This is a genomic window from Pedobacter aquatilis, from assembly GCF_030409415.1.
Taxonomy (GTDB): Bacteria; Bacteroidota; Bacteroidia; order Sphingobacteriales; family Sphingobacteriaceae; genus Pedobacter; species Pedobacter aquatilis.
The window spans coordinates 176,986-195,380 of the sequence record NZ_JAUFPW010000035.1; the positions used below are offsets into that span (position 1 = coordinate 176,986).

General features: G+C 34.2%; 15 protein-coding genes. 12 read left to right on the forward strand and 3 right to left on the reverse strand.

Translation table 11 applies throughout. The annotated features are described in order from the left end of the window. Window positions 1-8 precede the first annotated feature (8 nt). From QWY86_RS17755 to QWY86_RS17775, 5 genes are all read left to right on the forward strand, one after another. Window positions 9-1,910: a RagB/SusD family nutrient uptake outer membrane protein gene (locus tag QWY86_RS17755; RefSeq protein WP_290244038.1), complete on the forward strand. Its 1,902-nt coding sequence runs from the start codon at window positions 9-11 to the stop codon at window positions 1,908-1,910. Between the two features lie 22 nt (window positions 1,911-1,932). Beyond that, entirely contained in the window at window positions 1,933-2,634 is a 702-nt protein-coding gene (locus QWY86_RS17760; protein WP_290244039.1) for a DUF3823 domain-containing protein, read from the forward strand. Between the two features lie 494 nt (window positions 2,635-3,128). After that, on the forward strand, window positions 3,129-4,199 hold the full coding sequence (locus QWY86_RS17765) for a glycoside hydrolase family 2 TIM barrel-domain containing protein (RefSeq protein WP_290244040.1): 1,071 nt from the start codon (window positions 3,129-3,131) through the stop codon (window positions 4,197-4,199). Window positions 4,200-4,235: 36 nt separating this feature from the next. Further along, a complete protein-coding gene (locus QWY86_RS17770; RefSeq protein WP_290244042.1) occupies window positions 4,236-5,396 on the forward strand; it encodes an aldose epimerase family protein in 1,161 nt (386 codons plus the stop codon). Window positions 5,397-5,443: 47 nt separating this feature from the next. Then, the gene (locus QWY86_RS17775; protein ID WP_290244043.1) at window positions 5,444-7,135 is read left to right on the forward strand and encodes a sodium/sugar symporter; all 1,692 of its coding nucleotides are present in this window, start codon (window positions 5,444-5,446) and stop codon (window positions 7,133-7,135) included. 471 nt (window positions 7,136-7,606) lie between these two features. On the opposite strand, the gene QWY86_RS17780 is transcribed toward QWY86_RS17775, so the two are convergent. Continuing rightward, window positions 7,607-7,774, reverse strand: coding sequence for a hypothetical protein (locus QWY86_RS17780; protein WP_290244045.1), 168 nt, complete (start codon window positions 7,772-7,774; stop codon window positions 7,607-7,609). A gap of 572 nt (window positions 7,775-8,346) precedes the next feature. Between QWY86_RS17780 and QWY86_RS17785 the strand changes: the two genes are divergently transcribed. The 7 genes from QWY86_RS17785 to QWY86_RS17815 all read left to right on the forward strand — a co-directional run bounded on the left by QWY86_RS17785 (window position 8,347) and on the right by QWY86_RS17815 (window position 14,095). Further along, a complete protein-coding gene (locus tag QWY86_RS17785; RefSeq protein ID WP_290244047.1) occupies window positions 8,347-11,658 on the forward strand; it encodes a PAS domain S-box protein in 3,312 nt (1,103 codons plus the stop codon). Then, window positions 11,651-12,061 carry a response regulator gene (locus tag QWY86_RS17790; RefSeq protein ID WP_290244049.1) on the forward strand — a complete coding sequence of 137 codons (411 nt, stop codon included), beginning with the start codon at window positions 11,651-11,653 and terminating at the stop codon, window positions 12,059-12,061. The genes QWY86_RS17785 and QWY86_RS17790 overlap by 8 nt, the downstream gene beginning before the upstream one ends. A gap of 158 nt (window positions 12,062-12,219) precedes the next feature. Further along, a complete protein-coding gene (locus tag QWY86_RS17795; protein WP_290244051.1) occupies window positions 12,220-12,426 on the forward strand; it encodes a hypothetical protein in 207 nt (68 codons plus the stop codon). A 144-nt stretch (window positions 12,427-12,570) separates the two neighbouring features. Continuing rightward, window positions 12,571-12,759 (forward strand): cold-shock protein, encoded by a 189-nt coding sequence (locus QWY86_RS17800; protein WP_290244052.1) that lies wholly within the window; start codon window positions 12,571-12,573, stop codon window positions 12,757-12,759. Between the two features lie 115 nt (window positions 12,760-12,874). Further along, the gene (locus QWY86_RS17805; RefSeq protein WP_290244053.1) at window positions 12,875-13,396 is read left to right on the forward strand and encodes a protease; all 522 of its coding nucleotides are present in this window, start codon (window positions 12,875-12,877) and stop codon (window positions 13,394-13,396) included. Between the two features lie 212 nt (window positions 13,397-13,608). Then, entirely contained in the window at window positions 13,609-13,836 is a 228-nt protein-coding gene (locus tag QWY86_RS17810) for a hypothetical protein (RefSeq protein ID WP_290244054.1), read from the forward strand. Between the two features lie 70 nt (window positions 13,837-13,906). Continuing rightward, a complete protein-coding gene (locus QWY86_RS17815; RefSeq protein ID WP_290244056.1) occupies window positions 13,907-14,095 on the forward strand; it encodes a Sec-independent protein translocase subunit TatA/TatB in 189 nt (62 codons plus the stop codon). Window positions 14,096-14,150: 55 nt separating this feature from the next. On the opposite strand, the gene QWY86_RS17820 is transcribed toward QWY86_RS17815, so the two are convergent. Continuing rightward, complete coding sequence (locus QWY86_RS17820; RefSeq protein ID WP_290244057.1) at window positions 14,151-17,267, reverse strand: efflux RND transporter permease subunit; 3,117 nt, start codon at window positions 17,265-17,267, stop codon at window positions 14,151-14,153. A 27-nt stretch (window positions 17,268-17,294) separates the two neighbouring features. Then, on the reverse strand, window positions 17,295-18,392 hold the full coding sequence (locus QWY86_RS17825; RefSeq protein WP_290244058.1) for an efflux RND transporter periplasmic adaptor subunit: 1,098 nt from the start codon (window positions 18,390-18,392) through the stop codon (window positions 17,295-17,297). Window positions 18,393-18,395 lie beyond the last annotated feature (3 nt).

The following is an 18,395-nucleotide window of genomic DNA, read 5'->3' on the forward strand; positions in this document are numbered from 1 at the left end:
CAAATACAATGAAAAAATTTATATATACATTATTTGCAATTGCGTTATTATCCTTTTCGCAATCGTGTAAAAAAGATTCAGAATTTTTAAATAAGCAGCCTACAAATACCTTAAGTGTAGATGCAACATGGAAAGATGCCAATCTCGTACTTTCGGTAATGGGCGATTTGTATGATCGTTTTCCAGATTTTCAAAGGGTAGAATCGTGGTGGCTTTATGCTGATTTTGATGAAGGATTTGGTTCAGCAGGTGGCGATTATTTTCGTCATCAAAACATAGAATATAATTACGATTCGTGGAATTATTGGGATTACGGTTACATCCGTGATATAAACTTGTTTATTAAACGAGGATTGGAACCAAATGCTTTATCAACAGCTGATAGAGATAGATTTATCGCTGAAGCAAGATTTATCCGTGCCGGAGTTTATTTCGAAATGGTTAAAAGAATGGGCGGTGTACCAATAATCACCGAAGTTTTAGAATACGATTACAGTGGCGACCCAACTTATTTACAACGTCCTCGTGCTAAAGAATCAGAAGTTTACGATTTTGTAATCTCTGAGTTGGAAGCAATTAAAGGTATTTTGCCAAATGCAGCAAATGTTCAGAGCCGTGCAAGTAAAGCGGCAGCGTTAGCAATGGAATCCAGAGCAGCACTATACGCTGCATCTATTGCGAAATATGGCGCATCAACACCATCCGTTTCGCTGGCAGGTGGCGAAGTTGGTATTCCGGCTACAATGGCACAAGCTTATTACAAAAAATCTTTAGATGCAGCTAAGGAAATTATCGCTGATGGTAAATATGCTTTGTATAATAAGAATCCGAATTTATCAGAAAACTTTGCGGCTTTATTTACAGATAAAGGCAACAATACCGAAATGATTTTTGTAAAGGACTTCAAACTTAAAACAAATAAAGTTCATGGTTACACGATCGATAATCAACCTCGTTCGTCTGCAGAAGAACAGCAAGGTGGGCGATTGAATCCATCACTGAATCTGGTGCAATCATTTGAGAAACTGGATAACACTTTTGCATCGCTACCAAATGTTGATGCAGCTGGTAATACGCTATACTACACAAATATTGGTGATATATTCGCTGGGAGAGATGCTCGATTAGCAGGAACAGTTATCTTACCAGGTTCTCAATTTAAAGGTAAAACTGTAGATATTTGGGCTGGTTATCAGCTTGCCAACGGATCTACAGTTACTGGCGATAATTTTGGACAAATTAAAACTAACGCTTTGCCAGGAAATGCGGGCGCTGTACAAGTTGTTGGCGGAGATGGACCAATTGATGGACTTGAATTTAGTGCGCAATCTGGTTTTTACGTTCGTAAATTCTTGGATCCGGCTGCGGGTTCTGGTCAGATTGGTACAAGAAGTGAGGTTTGGTGGGTACGTTATCGCTATGCGGAAGTATTGCTAAATGCGGCAGAGGCTAGTTTTGAAATGGGCGACGCAGCTGGAGCAGCCTTATATTTAAAACCGGTTAGAGACCGTGCTGGTTTAACTTCAGCACTTTCAGGAACTGAAATTACTTTCGACCGTATTGTACACGAGCGCAAGGTTGAATTAGCTTTCGAAGGGCATGAACTTTGGGATTTGAAAAGATGGAGGTTAGCTGATAAAGTTTGGAATGGTAATGCCATGAGCACCGCCGATTTTACAAACGCCAGCAATATTGGTTCTTCAACTAAACAAAGCACCCAGGTTTTTGGCTTATGGCCGTATAAATATTACAACCCAGGCAATGCTAACCACAATAAATATGTTTTTAAGGTAGTAAAGCCAAGCCGTGTAACAGCAGCTCACCGTTTCCGTTTTGGAAATTATTATTCATTAATAAATCAGGATATTATCAACAGAAATCCAAAGATTGTTAGAAATCCAAATCAATAATATGTTACCAAGATATATAAATATGAAAAGCAGATATTTTTTAGCCATAGCACTAGTGATTGCAATGTTTGTTAGTTCTTGTAAAAAAGATAACTACGATGCGCCCGAGGTGGATTTTAATGGCAGGCTAGTTTACAAAGGCGAAGCCATTAATGTACAATACGGAAACGTAAATTTTGAATTGTGGCAACCAGGTTTTGGTAATAATGGGGCAATTAATGTGAACATTAATCAAGAAGGTGGTTTTTCCTCAAAGTTGTTTGATGGCAATTACAAATTAGTTTTTTCTGCTAACCAAGGTCCTTTTTTATGGCCTAAAAATGCAGCAGGAAAACAAGATACCCTTCAGCTTAATCTGAGTGGAAGTAAAACCATGGATATTGAGGTTGTGCCATATTACATGATTAGAAATGGTGTTTTAGCTGCGGCTGCGGGTAAAATAAACGCTAATTGCAGGTTAGAAAAAATCATAACCGATGCCAATGCCAGAAATGTTGAAAGTATTAGCCTTTATGTAAATAAAACACAGTTTGTAGATGGCTCAAACAGTCTTGCAACGCAAACCTTAACTGGTGCTGCAATAGCCGATTTAAATAATTTAAGTATGAGTGTTAATATTCCAACAATAGTACCTACGCAAAACTATGTTTTTGCACGTATCGGCGTAAAAATTGCCGGAGTAGAAGATTTAATATTTACACCCGTTTCCAAATTAACATTTTAGTTTTCTCGTTTTTGATCACCCGATGTTGTGGATATATTGCAAAATTAGCGGTTGCAATAACTTCAAGTTCGGGTGGTCATCTTTAAGTTTTGAATATCTTAATAAAAAAAGATAAATGTTAATTCTATTGTGCCTTATTTTTGATATAGGAAGCATTTTTTTAGGTGATAAAAGATTTCCATTTCATCAATTAAAATAATAAATATTCAAATAACGCATTTATAAGGCATTTTTATATTGATACGTTATGTTGAAATTTTGAAACAATGCAAGTCGCTAATTCGTACAAAAAACCTTTGTTTTGAAAGGTGATGTCTTATTCATCATGTAATATCTGGTGCCATCTGTGTATCAATCCAAACCAAATAATTATGAGCCAATTTTAATCGCAATGCGATAAAAGAAAATATAAACCAGAACTATATAAATAAGTTCGAAAAGAAATTCTAAATATATCATTCAATCTATTTTTATAAATAATACACAAAATGAAAATGAAAACTTATGTATTAGCCGCCCTAATCTTTATGTCGGGTGTAGGCATTGTTTTGGCACAAAAAAATAAAAAAGAACCAGGTAAAGTCTGGTCTGTAGAAAAAGCAAACGAATGGTATAAAAATCATAAATGGTTAACTGGCGCAAATTATATTCCTGCTAATGCCATTAATCAGTTAGAAATGTGGCAGGCTGATACATTTAGTCCAGAAATTATTGATAAGGAATTAGGCTGGGCCGAAGGTTTAGGCTTCAATACTTTAAGAGTATTTTTATATAGCAAAGCTTATAAGCAAGATCCTGAAGGTTTCTTGAAGCGGGTTGACCAATTTTTAGCGATAACCGAGAAACATAAAATTACACCAATGTTTGTGTTTTTTGATGATTGCTGGAATAAGACATCAGAAATTGGAAAACAACCAGCACCAAAAACCGGTATCCATAATTCTGGTTGGTTGCAAGACCCAGGAGATCCGGCATCTAAAGAAGAAGCAAACTTTGCCGAACTCGAAGTTTATGTAAAAGCGGTGTTAACTAAATTTGCTAATGATAAACGTATATTACTTTGGGATTTATACAACGAGCCAGGAAATAGCGGGAAGTTAGAAACCACAATTCCATTACTTAACAAAACCATTGAATGGGCGAGGGCAGTAAACCCAAGTCAGCCAATTACTATTGGTTTGTGGAACTGGGGTTATGAAAAACTGAATAAAATTCAAATAGCAAATTCAGATATTGTAACTTACCACAATTATGAGGCTCCAGATTGGCACCAACGTACAATTGATTTGTTAAAATCGATTGGCAGACCGCTTATTTGTACCGAATACATGGCTAGAAGTCGTAACAGTAGATTTGCAAATATCCTTCCAATGTTAAAAAAAGAAAACGTTGGCGCAATTAACTGGGGTTTTGTTGATGGAAAAACGAATACGAAATTTGCTTGGGATACACCTTTGGCAGATGGAAGCGAACCTATAGAATGGTTTCACGAAATCTACAATCCGGATGGTACACCTTACCGCAAAGATGAAACAGATTTAATCAAGAAATTGAACGGAAAATAATCCGTTCAGATAACCTTTAAATAAAATTATCTACCTATGAAATCAAATATTTTAGTCGGATTATCATTAGTTATTTTGGCTTGGGGCTGCAGTTCGGGCACAAGTGAAAAATCATCTTTAGATTCTACAGACAAAAGCACCCAACTTTCTTTAGTGGCAGATTCCTTTAAAAGTACCTTAGATGGAAAGCAAACTTCACTTTATCTGCTTAAAAATAAAAATGGTATGGAAGCTACCTTCACAAATTACGGTGGTCGTTTGGTTAGTTTAAACGTGCCAGATTCTGCAGGTAAAATGGTTGATGTTGTTGTTGGCTTTAAAAGCCTAAACGATTATAAAAATTCTACAGAGCCATATTTTGGAGCAACAATTGGACGCTTTGGTAATCGCATTGCGAAAGGAAAATTTGTATTGGATGGCAAAACCTACACACTTTTTACAAATAATGGAATTAACACACTACATGGTGGTAAAAAAGGGTTTCAATATGTTGTTTGGGATGCAAGTCAGCCAAATTCACAAACGCTGCTTTTAAGTTATAAAGCCAAAGATATGGAAGAGGGTTTTCCTGGTAATATGGATATTAAGGTAACTTATACTTTAACTGATGATAATGAGTTAAAGATGGATTACGTAGCAACAACCGATAAAAAAACCATTGTTAACTTAACCAACCATGCCTTTTTTAATCTAAATGGAGAAGGCAGCGGAACAATTTTAAAGCACAATGTAGAAATTTTTGCAAACGAATATACTCCGGTAGATTCTACACTAATCCCTTTGGGCAAAATTGCTACGGTTAGCGGAACGCCTTTCGATTTCAGAAAACCTACTACAATTGGCGAACGGATAGATGCTAAAGATGAACAACTAACTTTTGGAAAAGGTTATGATCATAATTATGTTTTAAATAAAACCAAAGCTTTGGGGATGTACCATGCGGCAACTGTTAAGGGCGATTTATCTGGTATCGTAATGGATATTTACACACAAGAGCCAGGTTTACAGTTTTACAGCGGCAATTTTATGCAGGGTAAAAACACTTTTAAAACCGGAATTAAAGATGATTTTAGGACTGCTTTTGCTATGGAAACGCAACATTTTCCTGATGCGCCGAACCAACCTAATTTTCCGTCGACAGTTTTAGAACCTGGCAAAACTTACAAAACCAGTTCTATATATAAATTTTCAAAATAGCGAGATATAACCAAATCGCAAATTATTGATTAAATCATGCCAAATAAATGAATAATTCACTCTTATCAACAAACGATTACATAATTTTTCTTGTCTATTTTGTAATTGTATCCGCATACGGTATTTACATTTATAAAAAGAAAAAATCTGCCGAAGGCGGTTCTAAAGATTATTTTCTTGCCGAAGGTTCGCTAACCTGGTGGGCTATTGGTGCATCTTTAATTGCTTCAAATATTTCTGCCGAGCAAATGATTGGTATGAGCGGCTCAGGCTTTAAGTTAGGTCTAGCAATTTCAGCCTATGAGTGGATGGCTGCTGCAACCTTGATTATTGTTGCGGTGTTCTTTATGCCTGTATATCTTAAAAATAAGATATTTACCATGCCTCAGTTTTTAAGTCAACGGTACAATGATAAAGTTGCCATGATAATGGCTGTTTTTTGGCTTATGCTTTACATCGTTGTTAATTTAATGTCGATATTATATCTGGGTGCATTAGCAATAAGCGGGATTTCAGGTTTCAGTATTACTTTTTGTATCCTTGCTCTAGCCGTTTTTGCAGTAGTTATTACGCTGGGCGGAATGAAAGTAATAGGTTATACTGATGTAATTCAAGTGTTTTTCTTAGTGCTGGGTGGCCTTGTCGCAACATATATCGCCTTGAATTTAATTTCCGGCGGACAAGGAATTACCAAAGGATTCACAATGCTTCAAGCGGGAGCTTCAGAACATTTTCATTTAATATTTAAGAAAGACAATCCAAATTATATTGATTTGCCTGGTTTAAGTGTGCTTATTGGTGGTATGTGGATAGCCAATTTAAGTTATTGGGGATGTAATCAATACATTACTCAAAGAGCATTAGGCGCATCATTACCTACCGCAAGAGCAGGTTTGTTGTTTGCTGCCTTATTAAAAATGTTAATGCCGGTAATTGTTGTTGTACCAGGAATTGCTGTTTATTATATCATAAAAAATAATGTTGGTGGTATAAGTCCGGATCATTTGCTTACTTCTTCTGGTGTTCAAGATCCAAACAAGGCTTATCCGGCATTGCTTACGCTTTTGCCGTCAGGCTTAAAAGGACTGTCTTTTGCAGCTTTAACTGCTGCTATCGTTGCATCTTTAGCTGGAAAAGCAAATAGTATTGCAACCATTTTTACATTAGATATTTATAAAAAAGCGTTTAACCAAAATGCAAGCGAAAAGAGATTAGTTAACGTAGGTAAAATTACCGTTGTAGTTTCCGTATCATTAGCAGTTGCCTTATCCTTTGTTGTTGGAGAGGCTTTAATGGGCGAGGGTAAACAAGGCTTTCAATACATTCAGGAATATACAGGCTTTGTTTCGCCTGGTATTTTTGCCATGTTTATTTTTGGTTTCTTTTGGAAAAAAACAACCTCAAACGCTGCTTTATTTGCAACAATAGGTGGATTTATTACATCTGTAATTTTAAAGTTTTTGCCTCGTTGGATAGATTTATCTGGCTTATACAATTTTGGTTGGGCAGTAAAAAACGGCAATGGTATTTATGAAATTCCATTCATGGATAGAATGCTCATCGTTTTCGCAGTTTGTGCTTTGGGTATGTACATCATCAGTATTTACGAAAACAAAAAAGGGGTTGTACCCAAGGGATTAGAAATTGACCCTAAAATGTTTAAAACCAATTGGAGTTTTGCAATTGGTTCTATTTTAACTATTGCACTAATAACATTGCTTTATACAATTTACTGGTAATACGCTCTATTTTAAAAGGCTTTATCAAAATTTAATTTGATCTTTTGTTAAGCAAGTTAAATTTCTTTTTTCTTTTATAAACCTCACCCTACGAAGGTTTAGGTTAAGAGCAACGCCTGTTCTTTACCTCTCCTGAACGAGAGGGACTTTGCAGACAGATGCAAAAACTAAAAAAGCTAACAGGGTGAGGCTAAAAAAACAAAATTTAATGCTATTGTTATACCGATGATTTTAATTTGATGCAGCCTCTTTTTATTTTAATATAGGGTGCCTTTAAGCAACAGGTTTGTCGTTTTTAACAACTTTAAAAAAGACAATGGGTTAATTAATAATGTACCGCAATCTACATGAAAAGCTTCTACAGCAAATTTTTCATGCGCAGTTATAAAAATCAAAAACTGAACTTTATCTCTTAGTAAATAGTGGTTTCATTTGTATGGATTTGAAAACTGATAAATCATACCATTATTTCTAATTCGCCGAATTTTTGGGCTGTTTTTTAAAATAAAGCCAGAATGCTATGCCCCATATTACAAAAATTGTGGCAATTCCAAGTTCTGGGTCGGCTATATTTAAAGAAAGAAACATAAAGCCCAAAGATATCAGCGATGCTATAAAGAAAATACTTATATTTTTCATAACTTTCTGATTAATTGGTGGTTGATTGTTAAATATAGAGATTTTTTTTGGCAAATCCTAATCAAATAATCTTGTTTTTGCAGAATTTACATTTTTAAGAACTAATGTAATTGATAGGTACTGTTATATTGAGTAAATAAGTGTTTTTACATCTGTTTATGACGTTTATTATGATTGGAATTTATTTTTATCAGTTATTTAATTAATAATAATGAACACACTGAATATGAAGAATTGATAATCGAGAGCCTTTATTCACTATCTGAATGATTAAGCTTGATAATTGTTAAAATTTTGATATTGAATTACTTGCGTGATTGATGTTCTTAGGTTGTTTATCGATAATAAAACTGAAACATGTTAAAGCTTTTGAAAATCTTTAAAGAAGCTGCATTTTAGAATTTGCATCCTTCGCAAATATTAAATACTTTTCTACCGTTATAACGAGTCTATTGCAAAAAAGGTAGATATTTGTTATATTAACTAATCATTCCTATAATCCCTGATATAACATAATGCCGGATACTTTTTATTCAGCTATTTTTGACTCAATTACTGAGCCTTCACTAATTTTGAATTTTTCAAAAAACAGTGTCGACGTTATTGATGCATCCGCGAGTTTCATGAATTTCTTTAATTTAAAAAAAGATGAAATTATTGGTAAGCCTTACGATGCAGTACTTTCTCTTTGCAATTTAAAACATAATCAATTAATTAGACTTAATGATAAAATTGTTGAAGCGGTGAATTCTGATTCGGCGGTAAGTTGTGACCTCTATTACGAAGAAGACAAAAAACAATTTAACATCGAGTTTTGCAAACCATCGTATGTAAATAATCAACACATAATTCTTAATAAATTTTGGCTTAGCGCTGTCGAAAACGCAGCATTACCTAAAAGTATTGATGAGCAAACGTTTAAGCTTTTAGTTCAGGAAGGAATGGATATGATTGCCGTTTTAGATATAGAGGGCAAATATCAATACGTTAGCCCAACTTCTTTTAATATTTTAGGTTTAGCCCCGGATTATTTTATCGGTAAAAATGCTTTTGAGTTTATAAATCCTGATGATGCAGAAAGTGTTGGTTCTATATTATCGAGTATAAAACCTGGTGATAAAAGAACTTTACCACCATTTCGTTTTGTTGATAGTACTGGAAATTACAGATGGATTGAAACTGTACTTACCGATTTAACAAATGAGCCAAGTGTTTTAGGTATTGTTGCCAACTCCAGAGATATAACAGAGCGTATAAATTTTCAAAATGAAATATTATTAGCAAACGAAAGATACAAATATGTAACTAAAGCGACTGCTGAGGCAATATGGGATTGGGATGTTGCTACAAACTCACTTTATTGGGGGGAAGGCTTTTCTACCATTTTTGGGTATAGTGAAGCCGAACTGAAAAGCGATATGGACATCTGGTCTGTAAAAATTCATCCTGAAGATTTAGAAAGAGTGGTTAAAGGATTAGATGAGGTTATTGAAAAAGGAAATCACCATTGGAGAGATGAATATAGAATGGAGCGAAGCGATGGTTCTTACGCCACTGTTATTGATAATGGCTTTGTAATTTTTAATACCGAAGGTAATGCAATACGGGTTGTGGGTGCTATACAAGATATTTCTAAACGCAAGGCAGAAGAACAGCAACTAAAATTATTAGAATCGGTTGTTTTAAATACAACAGATTCTGTTGTAATTACTCGGTATAATCCTGATGATAAGCCGATTAGCAGGATTGTTTATGTGAACGATGCCTTTACCGAAATGACAGGTTACAGCCTTGATGAAATAAGAGCAGGCTCTCCTCGTATTTTAGAAGGTCCGCGTACAGATCAGGAAGAGGTTTCGAGGGTAATTTCTGAATTAGTAGAGGGCAAACCTGTAGAAGCAACCTTAATAAATTACAAAAAAAATGGGGATGAATTCTGGACAAATTTCTCAATAACACCCATTGCCGATGAAAATGGTAAGTTTAATCGATGGATCTCAATCCAAAGAGACGTAACAGATACAAAAATAGAAGCAATCAGAGATAAGCTGTTATCAGAAATTGGTTTACTGTTTAACCAGCATTCCGATTTAAAGACAATAATGTACAAGGTATTATCAACAATTAGTAAATGCGGTAATTTTTGTATAGCTGAGGTTTGGTTGCCAGATATTGAGCATAAAGAACTTGCATTGTTCTCTTACATCGTTGCTGATGAACAAATTGCAGAGTTTTATGATAGTACAAAAAGCCATAGAAAAGCCGCAAGGGGAGAAGGGCTTGCAGGTAAGGTTTGGGATAAAGATAAAATGGTTTCTTGGAGACTGGAAGAAGAATCTAATAACATCATTCGTTTAACTGCTGCAAAAAAAGCTGGGTTAAAAACTGCTTTTGGCTTACCAATGATTGATAATGGGGTTCTTGTGGGCGTATTAATTTTAGCGGGCAGAGAGCAGCACCGTTTAGAAGGTATGGCCGTTTTATCTAACGATTTTGCTGAGCAATTAGGAATTGAAGTTAGCAGAAAACAATTAGAACAAGAACTAACTGAGATTTTTACTTTTGCGCCCGATATTTTAGCTATCATTAATAAAAATGGTTTTTTCACAAAAATAAATCCTGCGGCCGGCGAATTGCTTGGTTACACCGAAGCAGAACTTTTAAAATATCCATCCAGATCTTTTGTTCATCAGGATGATAGAAAGCAAACCGTTAAAATTATTAAAAATTTAAGTGCTGGTGGCGAGTCAAATAATTTTGAAAACAGATTCATCACTAAAAATGGCCAGGTTAAATGGTTATCATGGACGGCAAATTCAGTTTCTAATGAAGGTTCTATTTTTGCAGTAGCTAAAGATATTACCGAAAAGAAAATTTTAGAAGAACTACTTTTAAAAACTAATAGCCTTGCACGCGTAGGCAGTTGGGAAATAGATTTAGCAAATAAGTGGGTTTTTTGGTCGGATATAACTAGAGAAATTCACGAAGCGCCATCTTATTTTCAGCCAGATTTAATAAACAGTACCAACCATTTTAAAGAAGGAAAGAATAGAACCTTAATTGAAAGAAAATTTCAGGAGTGCATCAACTTTGGGCAACCATGGGATGAGGAAGTTGAAATAGAAACTTTTAAGGGTAACAATAAGTGGGTAAGAACCATTGGGCAGGCTGAAATGGTTAACGATAAATGTACACGAATTTTTGGAAGTGTGCAGGATATAGATGATAGAAAGAAGGCCGAACTGTTAAACAAAAAAATCCAATTAGAAGTTGCAGAATCTGAAAAGAGATATAGCGAATTGTTTCATTTTTCACCACTACCAATGTGGGTTTATGATTATGAAACGTTAATGTTTTTAGATGTTAATTTAGCTGCAGAGAATAACTATGGTTACAGTAGAGCTAAATTCTTATCAATGAACCTTCGCGACATTCGTCCAGATTCTGAGTTGCTTTATTTAGAAAATACGCTTCATTTAACCAAGTATAACAAAAGTTTATTCCATCAAGGCATTTTTAAGCATAAAACAAAAAGCGGAGATATTCTTGACGTTGATGTAAAAAGCAATTTAATGGAATATAAAGGCAGAAAGGCAAAATTAGTGGTTGCAACAAATATTACCAGCCAGCTAAAACATATAAGTTCAATCGAACAAAAAAATGCTCAATTAAAAGAAATTGCCTGGATTCAATCGCATACGGTAAGAGCTCCGTTAGCGAGGATTATGGCTTTAATTCAGCTTTTAGAGATAGGCAAAGAGCAGCCTAAGCTCTCGTTTAACGAAATTATCCAACACATTAAACAATCAGCTAACGAATTGGATATCATTATTAGAGAAATTAGTGAGAAATCTGATAAAGCGGAAAGTGAAAGTTATGAATAGAAAAATATTAGTGATTGATGATGATCCGCTTATTTTGATGATTCATGAAGCGGTTTTGGAAACACAAGAATTAACCTGTAGTTCGGAGTTTTTTGATGATGCCGGAGAGGCCATACTCTTTATGGAAAAAAGCGAAAATTTAAATACACAATTTCTGCTTTTATTGGATATAAATATGCCAATGATTAGTGGTTGGGATTTACTTGAGGAAATTCAAGATTCTTTCGTGCAAAAAAATGTCGCTGTTGTCATGGTAACCTCATCAGTAAATGAAGGCGATAGATTGAAAGCAGGTAAGTACAGTAATGTTGTCGGTTTTATTAGTAAACCTTTAAAAGATGCCGATTTTGACCATTTGAAATCTATAGAAAAATTAACACCATTCTTTAAAGAACTAACTTAACCTTGAATTTTTATAGTTGATGTAAATTAATTTAATTTTCACCACAACATTGTTACCGTTATGGTTGATTTTCCTAAATGTGGAAAAAAATATTATTTATCATACAACTTTTAAGTGTTTTTGTTTGCGATTATCATTCTTACTCAGTTATTTAGAGTATGGAAAATAAAAATTGGATGGTTTTTAAACTTGCACCTCAAAAATTCAATGAAGTTTCTAAACTTGTTGATTTAAGCGTCAAAACTTTGACAGTTTTAACAGAAATCGAAGAAACGCCTGATGATGCCGGTGCAATTTTCTTGAAAAAGACTAATTTGGAAGTATTATTGGAAGAGTACGAAAAATCATTAGAAGCAAATACTTAATTAGCTTAGTTACTTTCACATAGCTTATACCATCTTAAAAAATAAAAATTAATTTTATTTAATTAATGAACAACCTAATAGATTTGTTTTTTTAATTATAAAACATATTTTTATGAAATAATTAATAAAAAAATAAAATCTAAAATGAAAAACGGTACAGTAAAATTTTTTAATGAGGAAAAAGGCTTTGGCTTTATCAAAGAAGAAAGTGGTTCAGAAATTTTCGTTCACGTAAGTGGGCTTATAGATAAAATTGGTGAGAATGATAAAGTAGAATACGAAGTGCAAGAAGGCAAAAAAGGCCTGAATGCAGTAAAGGTAAAACTAGTTTAAAAAAACTACCAAAGAAATTTAGCAGACTTTTTTAAAGTCTGCTTTTTTTTTGTCTTAATTTTTATGAATAATTAATTTGGATGAGTTTTTGTTTAATGAATTCTAAATTTATAAAATGAAATACTTAAAATTAATAATTCCAATTTTAGCAGTTTTATTTACTGCATGTAGCCAAAGCCAAAAAAACACGAGCTCAAAAGAAGTGGTTGATAGTACCAATACAGTTGTTACTGAAACTATCAAAACAGATTCTTTAACCGCAGTAATGACTATTAACAATATTGTAAAGCAAGGTTCGCCGGTTAAACTGAAATTTACCGTTACAAATAATTCCGATTCTACAAGATCATTTTGCAAATGGCATACACCATTTGAGCCATTTATTAGCAAATATTTAGATATTAAAGACGCAAATGGGGTAGATGTTGCATATAAAGGTGCTATGGCTAAAAGGATAATGCCGCCGCCTGCAGATAGTTACATTTCTGTGAAATCAAAAGATAGTGTTTCATCAGAAGTTGATTTACTTCAAGCCTACGATTTAAAACCTGGCAACAAATACACGCTAATTTATAATGGCAGCGGCATGAGCGGACTCTCAGTTCTTGGCAAAATATCTTTCGATTACGAAAAATAAGCGCAAAGCTTTAATATTTCTTGTTTCTCTCAAAAAGTAAGCTTTTCAATAAGGAAAATTAAATTTAAACTGTGGTATTTCTTGAAAATAAATATTTAGGTTAATTTTTTGTTATCTAAACCTTAAAAGAATGTTAAAATTATTCTTTGTTAATAAAAAATATTAAAACCTTGTATAATTAATTAGTCTATTTTATTATTTTTGGTTATTAAATGGAAAAGCGAAAATCTGAACTAACATCTTTCCTTCAAAAAGTAAAACAGCTAAGAGGCTTCGGCGATATGAATTCTTACAAAGTTGTTAGCGAGTTTAAACAAATTGCGGGAGATGATTATGAAGAAAAACTTAGAAACATCATAGAGGATTTTTCAAAACCACATACTTATCAAAACGGTAAATCCAGCTTGATAAAGAAAGTAGAGTCTGAATTAAAAAAATAGGTTAATTACTAAAAATCCAAAAGCACTTTATTCACGTATTTATTATTAACTTACCTTAAATAAATACGATATGAATAATTTTACAACTGCAGCCATTTTAGGCGGGCCCGAAATCATCATTTTATTAGTGGTTGTATTACTACTATTTGGTGGGAAAAAAATCCCCGAACTTATGAAAGGTTTCGGAAAGGGTATGAAAGAATTTAAAGATGGGCAGGAGGGAAAAGAGGAACCAGCTGTAGAAACTGTCAAAAAATAATAATATCTTAAATTTAGAAAACCAGCAAGTTATTACAAACTTGCTGGTTTTTTGTTTACATTATTTTCGCCACTTTTCTTTTGTACGACCAATAAAATACAATCGGATATACAAAAAGATTAAACAGTGTGTTTGTAATTAAGCCTCCAATTACAACAATAGCCAAAGGTTTCGATGCTTCAGAACCTATTCCTGTAGATAGTGCTGCTGGCATAAGTCCAATCGCAGCCATTAGCGCAGTCATTAATACTGGTCTGAATCTGCTCGCAATTCCATCGCGTATAGCATCAGTAAAAGTCCAATTCATGTTATGCTTTAATTCAACAATATTTGTTTTGAATTTGGTAATTAAAATTACCCCGTTTTGAACACAAATACCAAATAATGCTATAAACCCAATTCCTGCCGAAATATTGAAGTTTACACCAGTAGCCAAGAGTGCTATTATGCCTCCAATCATTGCAAATGGTACATTATTTAAAACTAAAAGTGAGTCTTTAATATTTCCAAATAGTACAAAGAGAATAAAAAAGATTAATAACAAACTTACCGGAACAGCTTGTGAAAGTCTGGCAATTGCTCTTTGCTGATTTTCAAAATCTCCAGCCCATTCTAATTTATAATCTTTTGGAAGTTTGATTTCTTTACCAACTTTTTTCTGCGCTTCAGCAATTACACTGCCCATATCCCGGCCTCTGATAGAAAATTTAATTGCCCCGTATCGCTTGTGTTTATCCCTGTAAATCATACTTGGGCCGGTTATTTTTCTAATGGTCGATATTTCGCCAAGCTGTACATTTGAACCACTTAAAGTTGGAATACGTAACCTGCTGATTGAAGTTTCATCATTCCTAAAATCCTCGGGGTAACGAATAATTAAATCAAATTTTCTTTCTCCTTCAAAAATTTCTGTTGCTGCTTTACCACCAATAGCCATTTCTATAACGGCGTTTGCATCAGCTGTGCTTACTCCGTAAAGTGCCATTTTTTTCTGGTCGAGATTTATCTGTAATTCCGGCTGACCAAGATTTCTTAAAATCCCTAAATCCTCTATGCCGTCAACAGTTTTCAAAATCTTTTCAATTTTTTCTTCTTGTTGTTCAATGTATTCAAAATTTTCGCCAAACATTTTCACCACAATAGAGCCTTTAACGCCTGAGACAGCTTCTTCAACATTATCAGATATTGGCTGAGAAAAATTTAAACTAATGCCCGGAAAACTTTTCAATTTTTCCTGCATTCTTTCGATGAGTTGTTCTTTAGTTTGCTTGCGTTTCCACTCTTTTCGCGGATAAATATCTACATGAAATTCCATGTTGTAAAAACCTGTAGCATCTGTGCCGTCATTTGGCCTACCTGTTTGCGACATAACCTGCTTCACTTCATCGAAGGTTATGAAAATCTTTCTCATATCATTAGAAAGCTTCTTCGTTTCGTTTAAGGAAATACTCAGCGGACCAGTAGCACGTACATATATTGAGCCTTCATCTAAACTTGGCAAAAATTCTGTTCCTAAAAATTTAAAACTAAATGCACCAAATACTAGTATAATCATAGAAACTAAAAAAACTAATCGCTTTTTTTTGAAACAGCTATCAAAAAATCTAAGCGTAGCTTTTGTCATCCATTCTAAAAAAATATTATGCTTTTCTTTTACATTTCTTTTAAGCAAAACACTAGATAATGCGGGGACCAAAGTAAAAGTTAAAATCAAGGCACCTAAAAGAGCAAAACTTAATGTCCAAGCTAATGGCGAAAACATTTTGCCTTCAACTTTTTCGAAAGTGAAAATTGGCATTAAGCCAGTTATAATGATGAGTTTGGCAAATAAAATTCCTTTTCCGTTTTCTAAACAAGCTTTTTTTATAGCGCCAAGTTTGCTCATTTTGTTAAAGCGTTCCATACCATACTTTTGCGCCCGAGCATCTAATGCCACAAAAATTCCTTCTACCATTACCACTGCACCATCTATAATAATTCCAAAATCTATCGCACCCATTGATAATAGGTTGGCAGGCATTCCTTTTAATTTTAAGCAGATAAATGCAAAAAGAAGCGCAAGCGGGATAATTATGGAAACAATTAGCGTTGTGCGCCAATCAGCCATGAAAAGAAATACAATTAGCGTTACGAAAAGAATGCCTTCGAGCATGTTGCTCATAACCGTACGCACCGAATAATTAACTAAATCCTCGCGATCGTAAAAGGCTTTAATTTTTACATCATCTGGTAAAATATTAGCATTTATATCGTTAATTTTTTCCTTTAATCTGGCAATAACATCGCTCGGATTTCCGCCTTTTCTCATTACCACAATTCCTTCAATAACGTCAGGGTCGTTATCTCGTCCAACCTGACCAAGTTTTGGTAAGGCTGATTCAGTAACATCGGCGATGGTTTTAACGTAAACAGGTGTGCCATTTACATTATCTACAACCACGTTTCTTATTTCATCAATGTTATTTAAAACGCCAATACCACGAACTACATAAGCTTGCCCGCTTTGAACAATTACATCGCCACCAACATTTATATTACTTTTAGAAACCGCTTCGAAAAGTTCGGTTGCGCTAACACTGTATTGAATGGCTTTTTGCGGATCTACTGTAATTTGATAGGTTTTAACCTCGCCACCAAAACTAACTACATCGGCAATGCCAGAAACGGATAAAAGCTCGCGTTGAATTACCCAATCTTGTAAGGTTTTTAATTCTTTAACAGATTTAACATCGCTTGTTAAAGTGTATCTGAAAATTTCTCCAGTTGGTCCGTAAGGCGGTTGTACTTCTGGTCTTATTCCGTTGGGTAAATCGGCTTCATCTAAATGATTGTTAACCTGAACGCGAGCCTCAGCGTAATCTACATCATCTTCAAAACTTACTTTTACGATTGATAAACCGAATAGCGAAGAAGAACGAATACTGGTTCGTTTTTCTGTTGGGTTCATGGCAATTTCCAATGGGCGACTTACGAATTTTTCAACCTCTTCTGCACTTCTTCCAGGCCATTGGGTTATAATGGTAATGTTGGTGTTTGTAACATCAGGGAAGGCATCAATTGTAGTGCTTTTAAAAGAAAGATAGCCTGCTAGGATTAGTACGAACGTTGCAAAAAATATAAAGTATTTATTTTTCAGCGCAAAGCTGATTATATTTTTAATGAATTTATTCATTATTCAGAAATCTAAAAGGATGAGAAATTATTGAGCTTTAAGTGTTTCGAATAGAAATACTTGTTTTGAAGCAATGATACGTTCTCCGGCATTTAAACCTTTGCTTACGTAAATCTTATCAGCCGTTTTACGTCCAATTTCAATCTCCTTAATAACTACTTTTTTATTTTTATCTAATACCAAAACATAGTTCTTATTATCGTCAAAAATTACAGCTCTAGAATTGATTACAGGTAAATCTATTCCGGAACTTGCTGTTACGCTTACGGTTCCTAACATGCCTGGTTTTAATAAAAAATCGGGATTTGCGATTATAACTCTGGCGTTTAAAACTTTGCTTTCTTCGTTAACCAAGTTGTAAATTTTATCAATTTTGCCATTAAATGTTTTTTCAGGATATGAGAGTGTAGATAGCTTTACCTCATCTCCAGATTTAAGTCTAGATATATCAGATTCATAAACATTAATCATTGCCCAAACATTTGATAAATCGGCAACTGTAAAAAGGCTTTTATCGTTATCAGCCCTCAATTGCATATTATTTGTAACCTGTTTCTCTATAACAAAACCACTAATTGGCGATTTGATTGAATAAAGGCCGGCGCTATTGCCGCCATTTAACTTAAGCACAGCACCTGCTCTTTTTACTTCAGCTTTTTTAATTTGAAAATCGTTTTTAGCTTCTTCTAATTCTTTTGCAGATGATAATCCACTTTGAAAAAGTGATTCTGCTTGTTGTAAAGAACGTTCGGCGTTTTTTAATTCGGCATTAGCCGATATGTATTCTTTATCAAAGCCTGCCATTTCTGCACTCTTAACCGTAGCCAAAGTTTGCCCACTTTTTACTTGGTCGCCTAAACGTATGTTTACCTGGTTAACCGTACCGCTTACCATTGGAAAAAGTTCTGATTTGCGCTCTTCGTTTGCCGTAATTTTAGCAGAGAACATAATATTGGTTTTGCTGTTTGCTTGTTGAACGGTATCGATTAACAAACGGTTTAGCAAAGAATCGGTAATTGTAAATTTTTCTTTAACAGGTTCAGTCTTGTTTTCGTTGCAAGAAAAACTCAGGCCAATTGCCGAAATTAAACTGCAGTAAAAAATGGATTTATTAATGATTTGCATGAT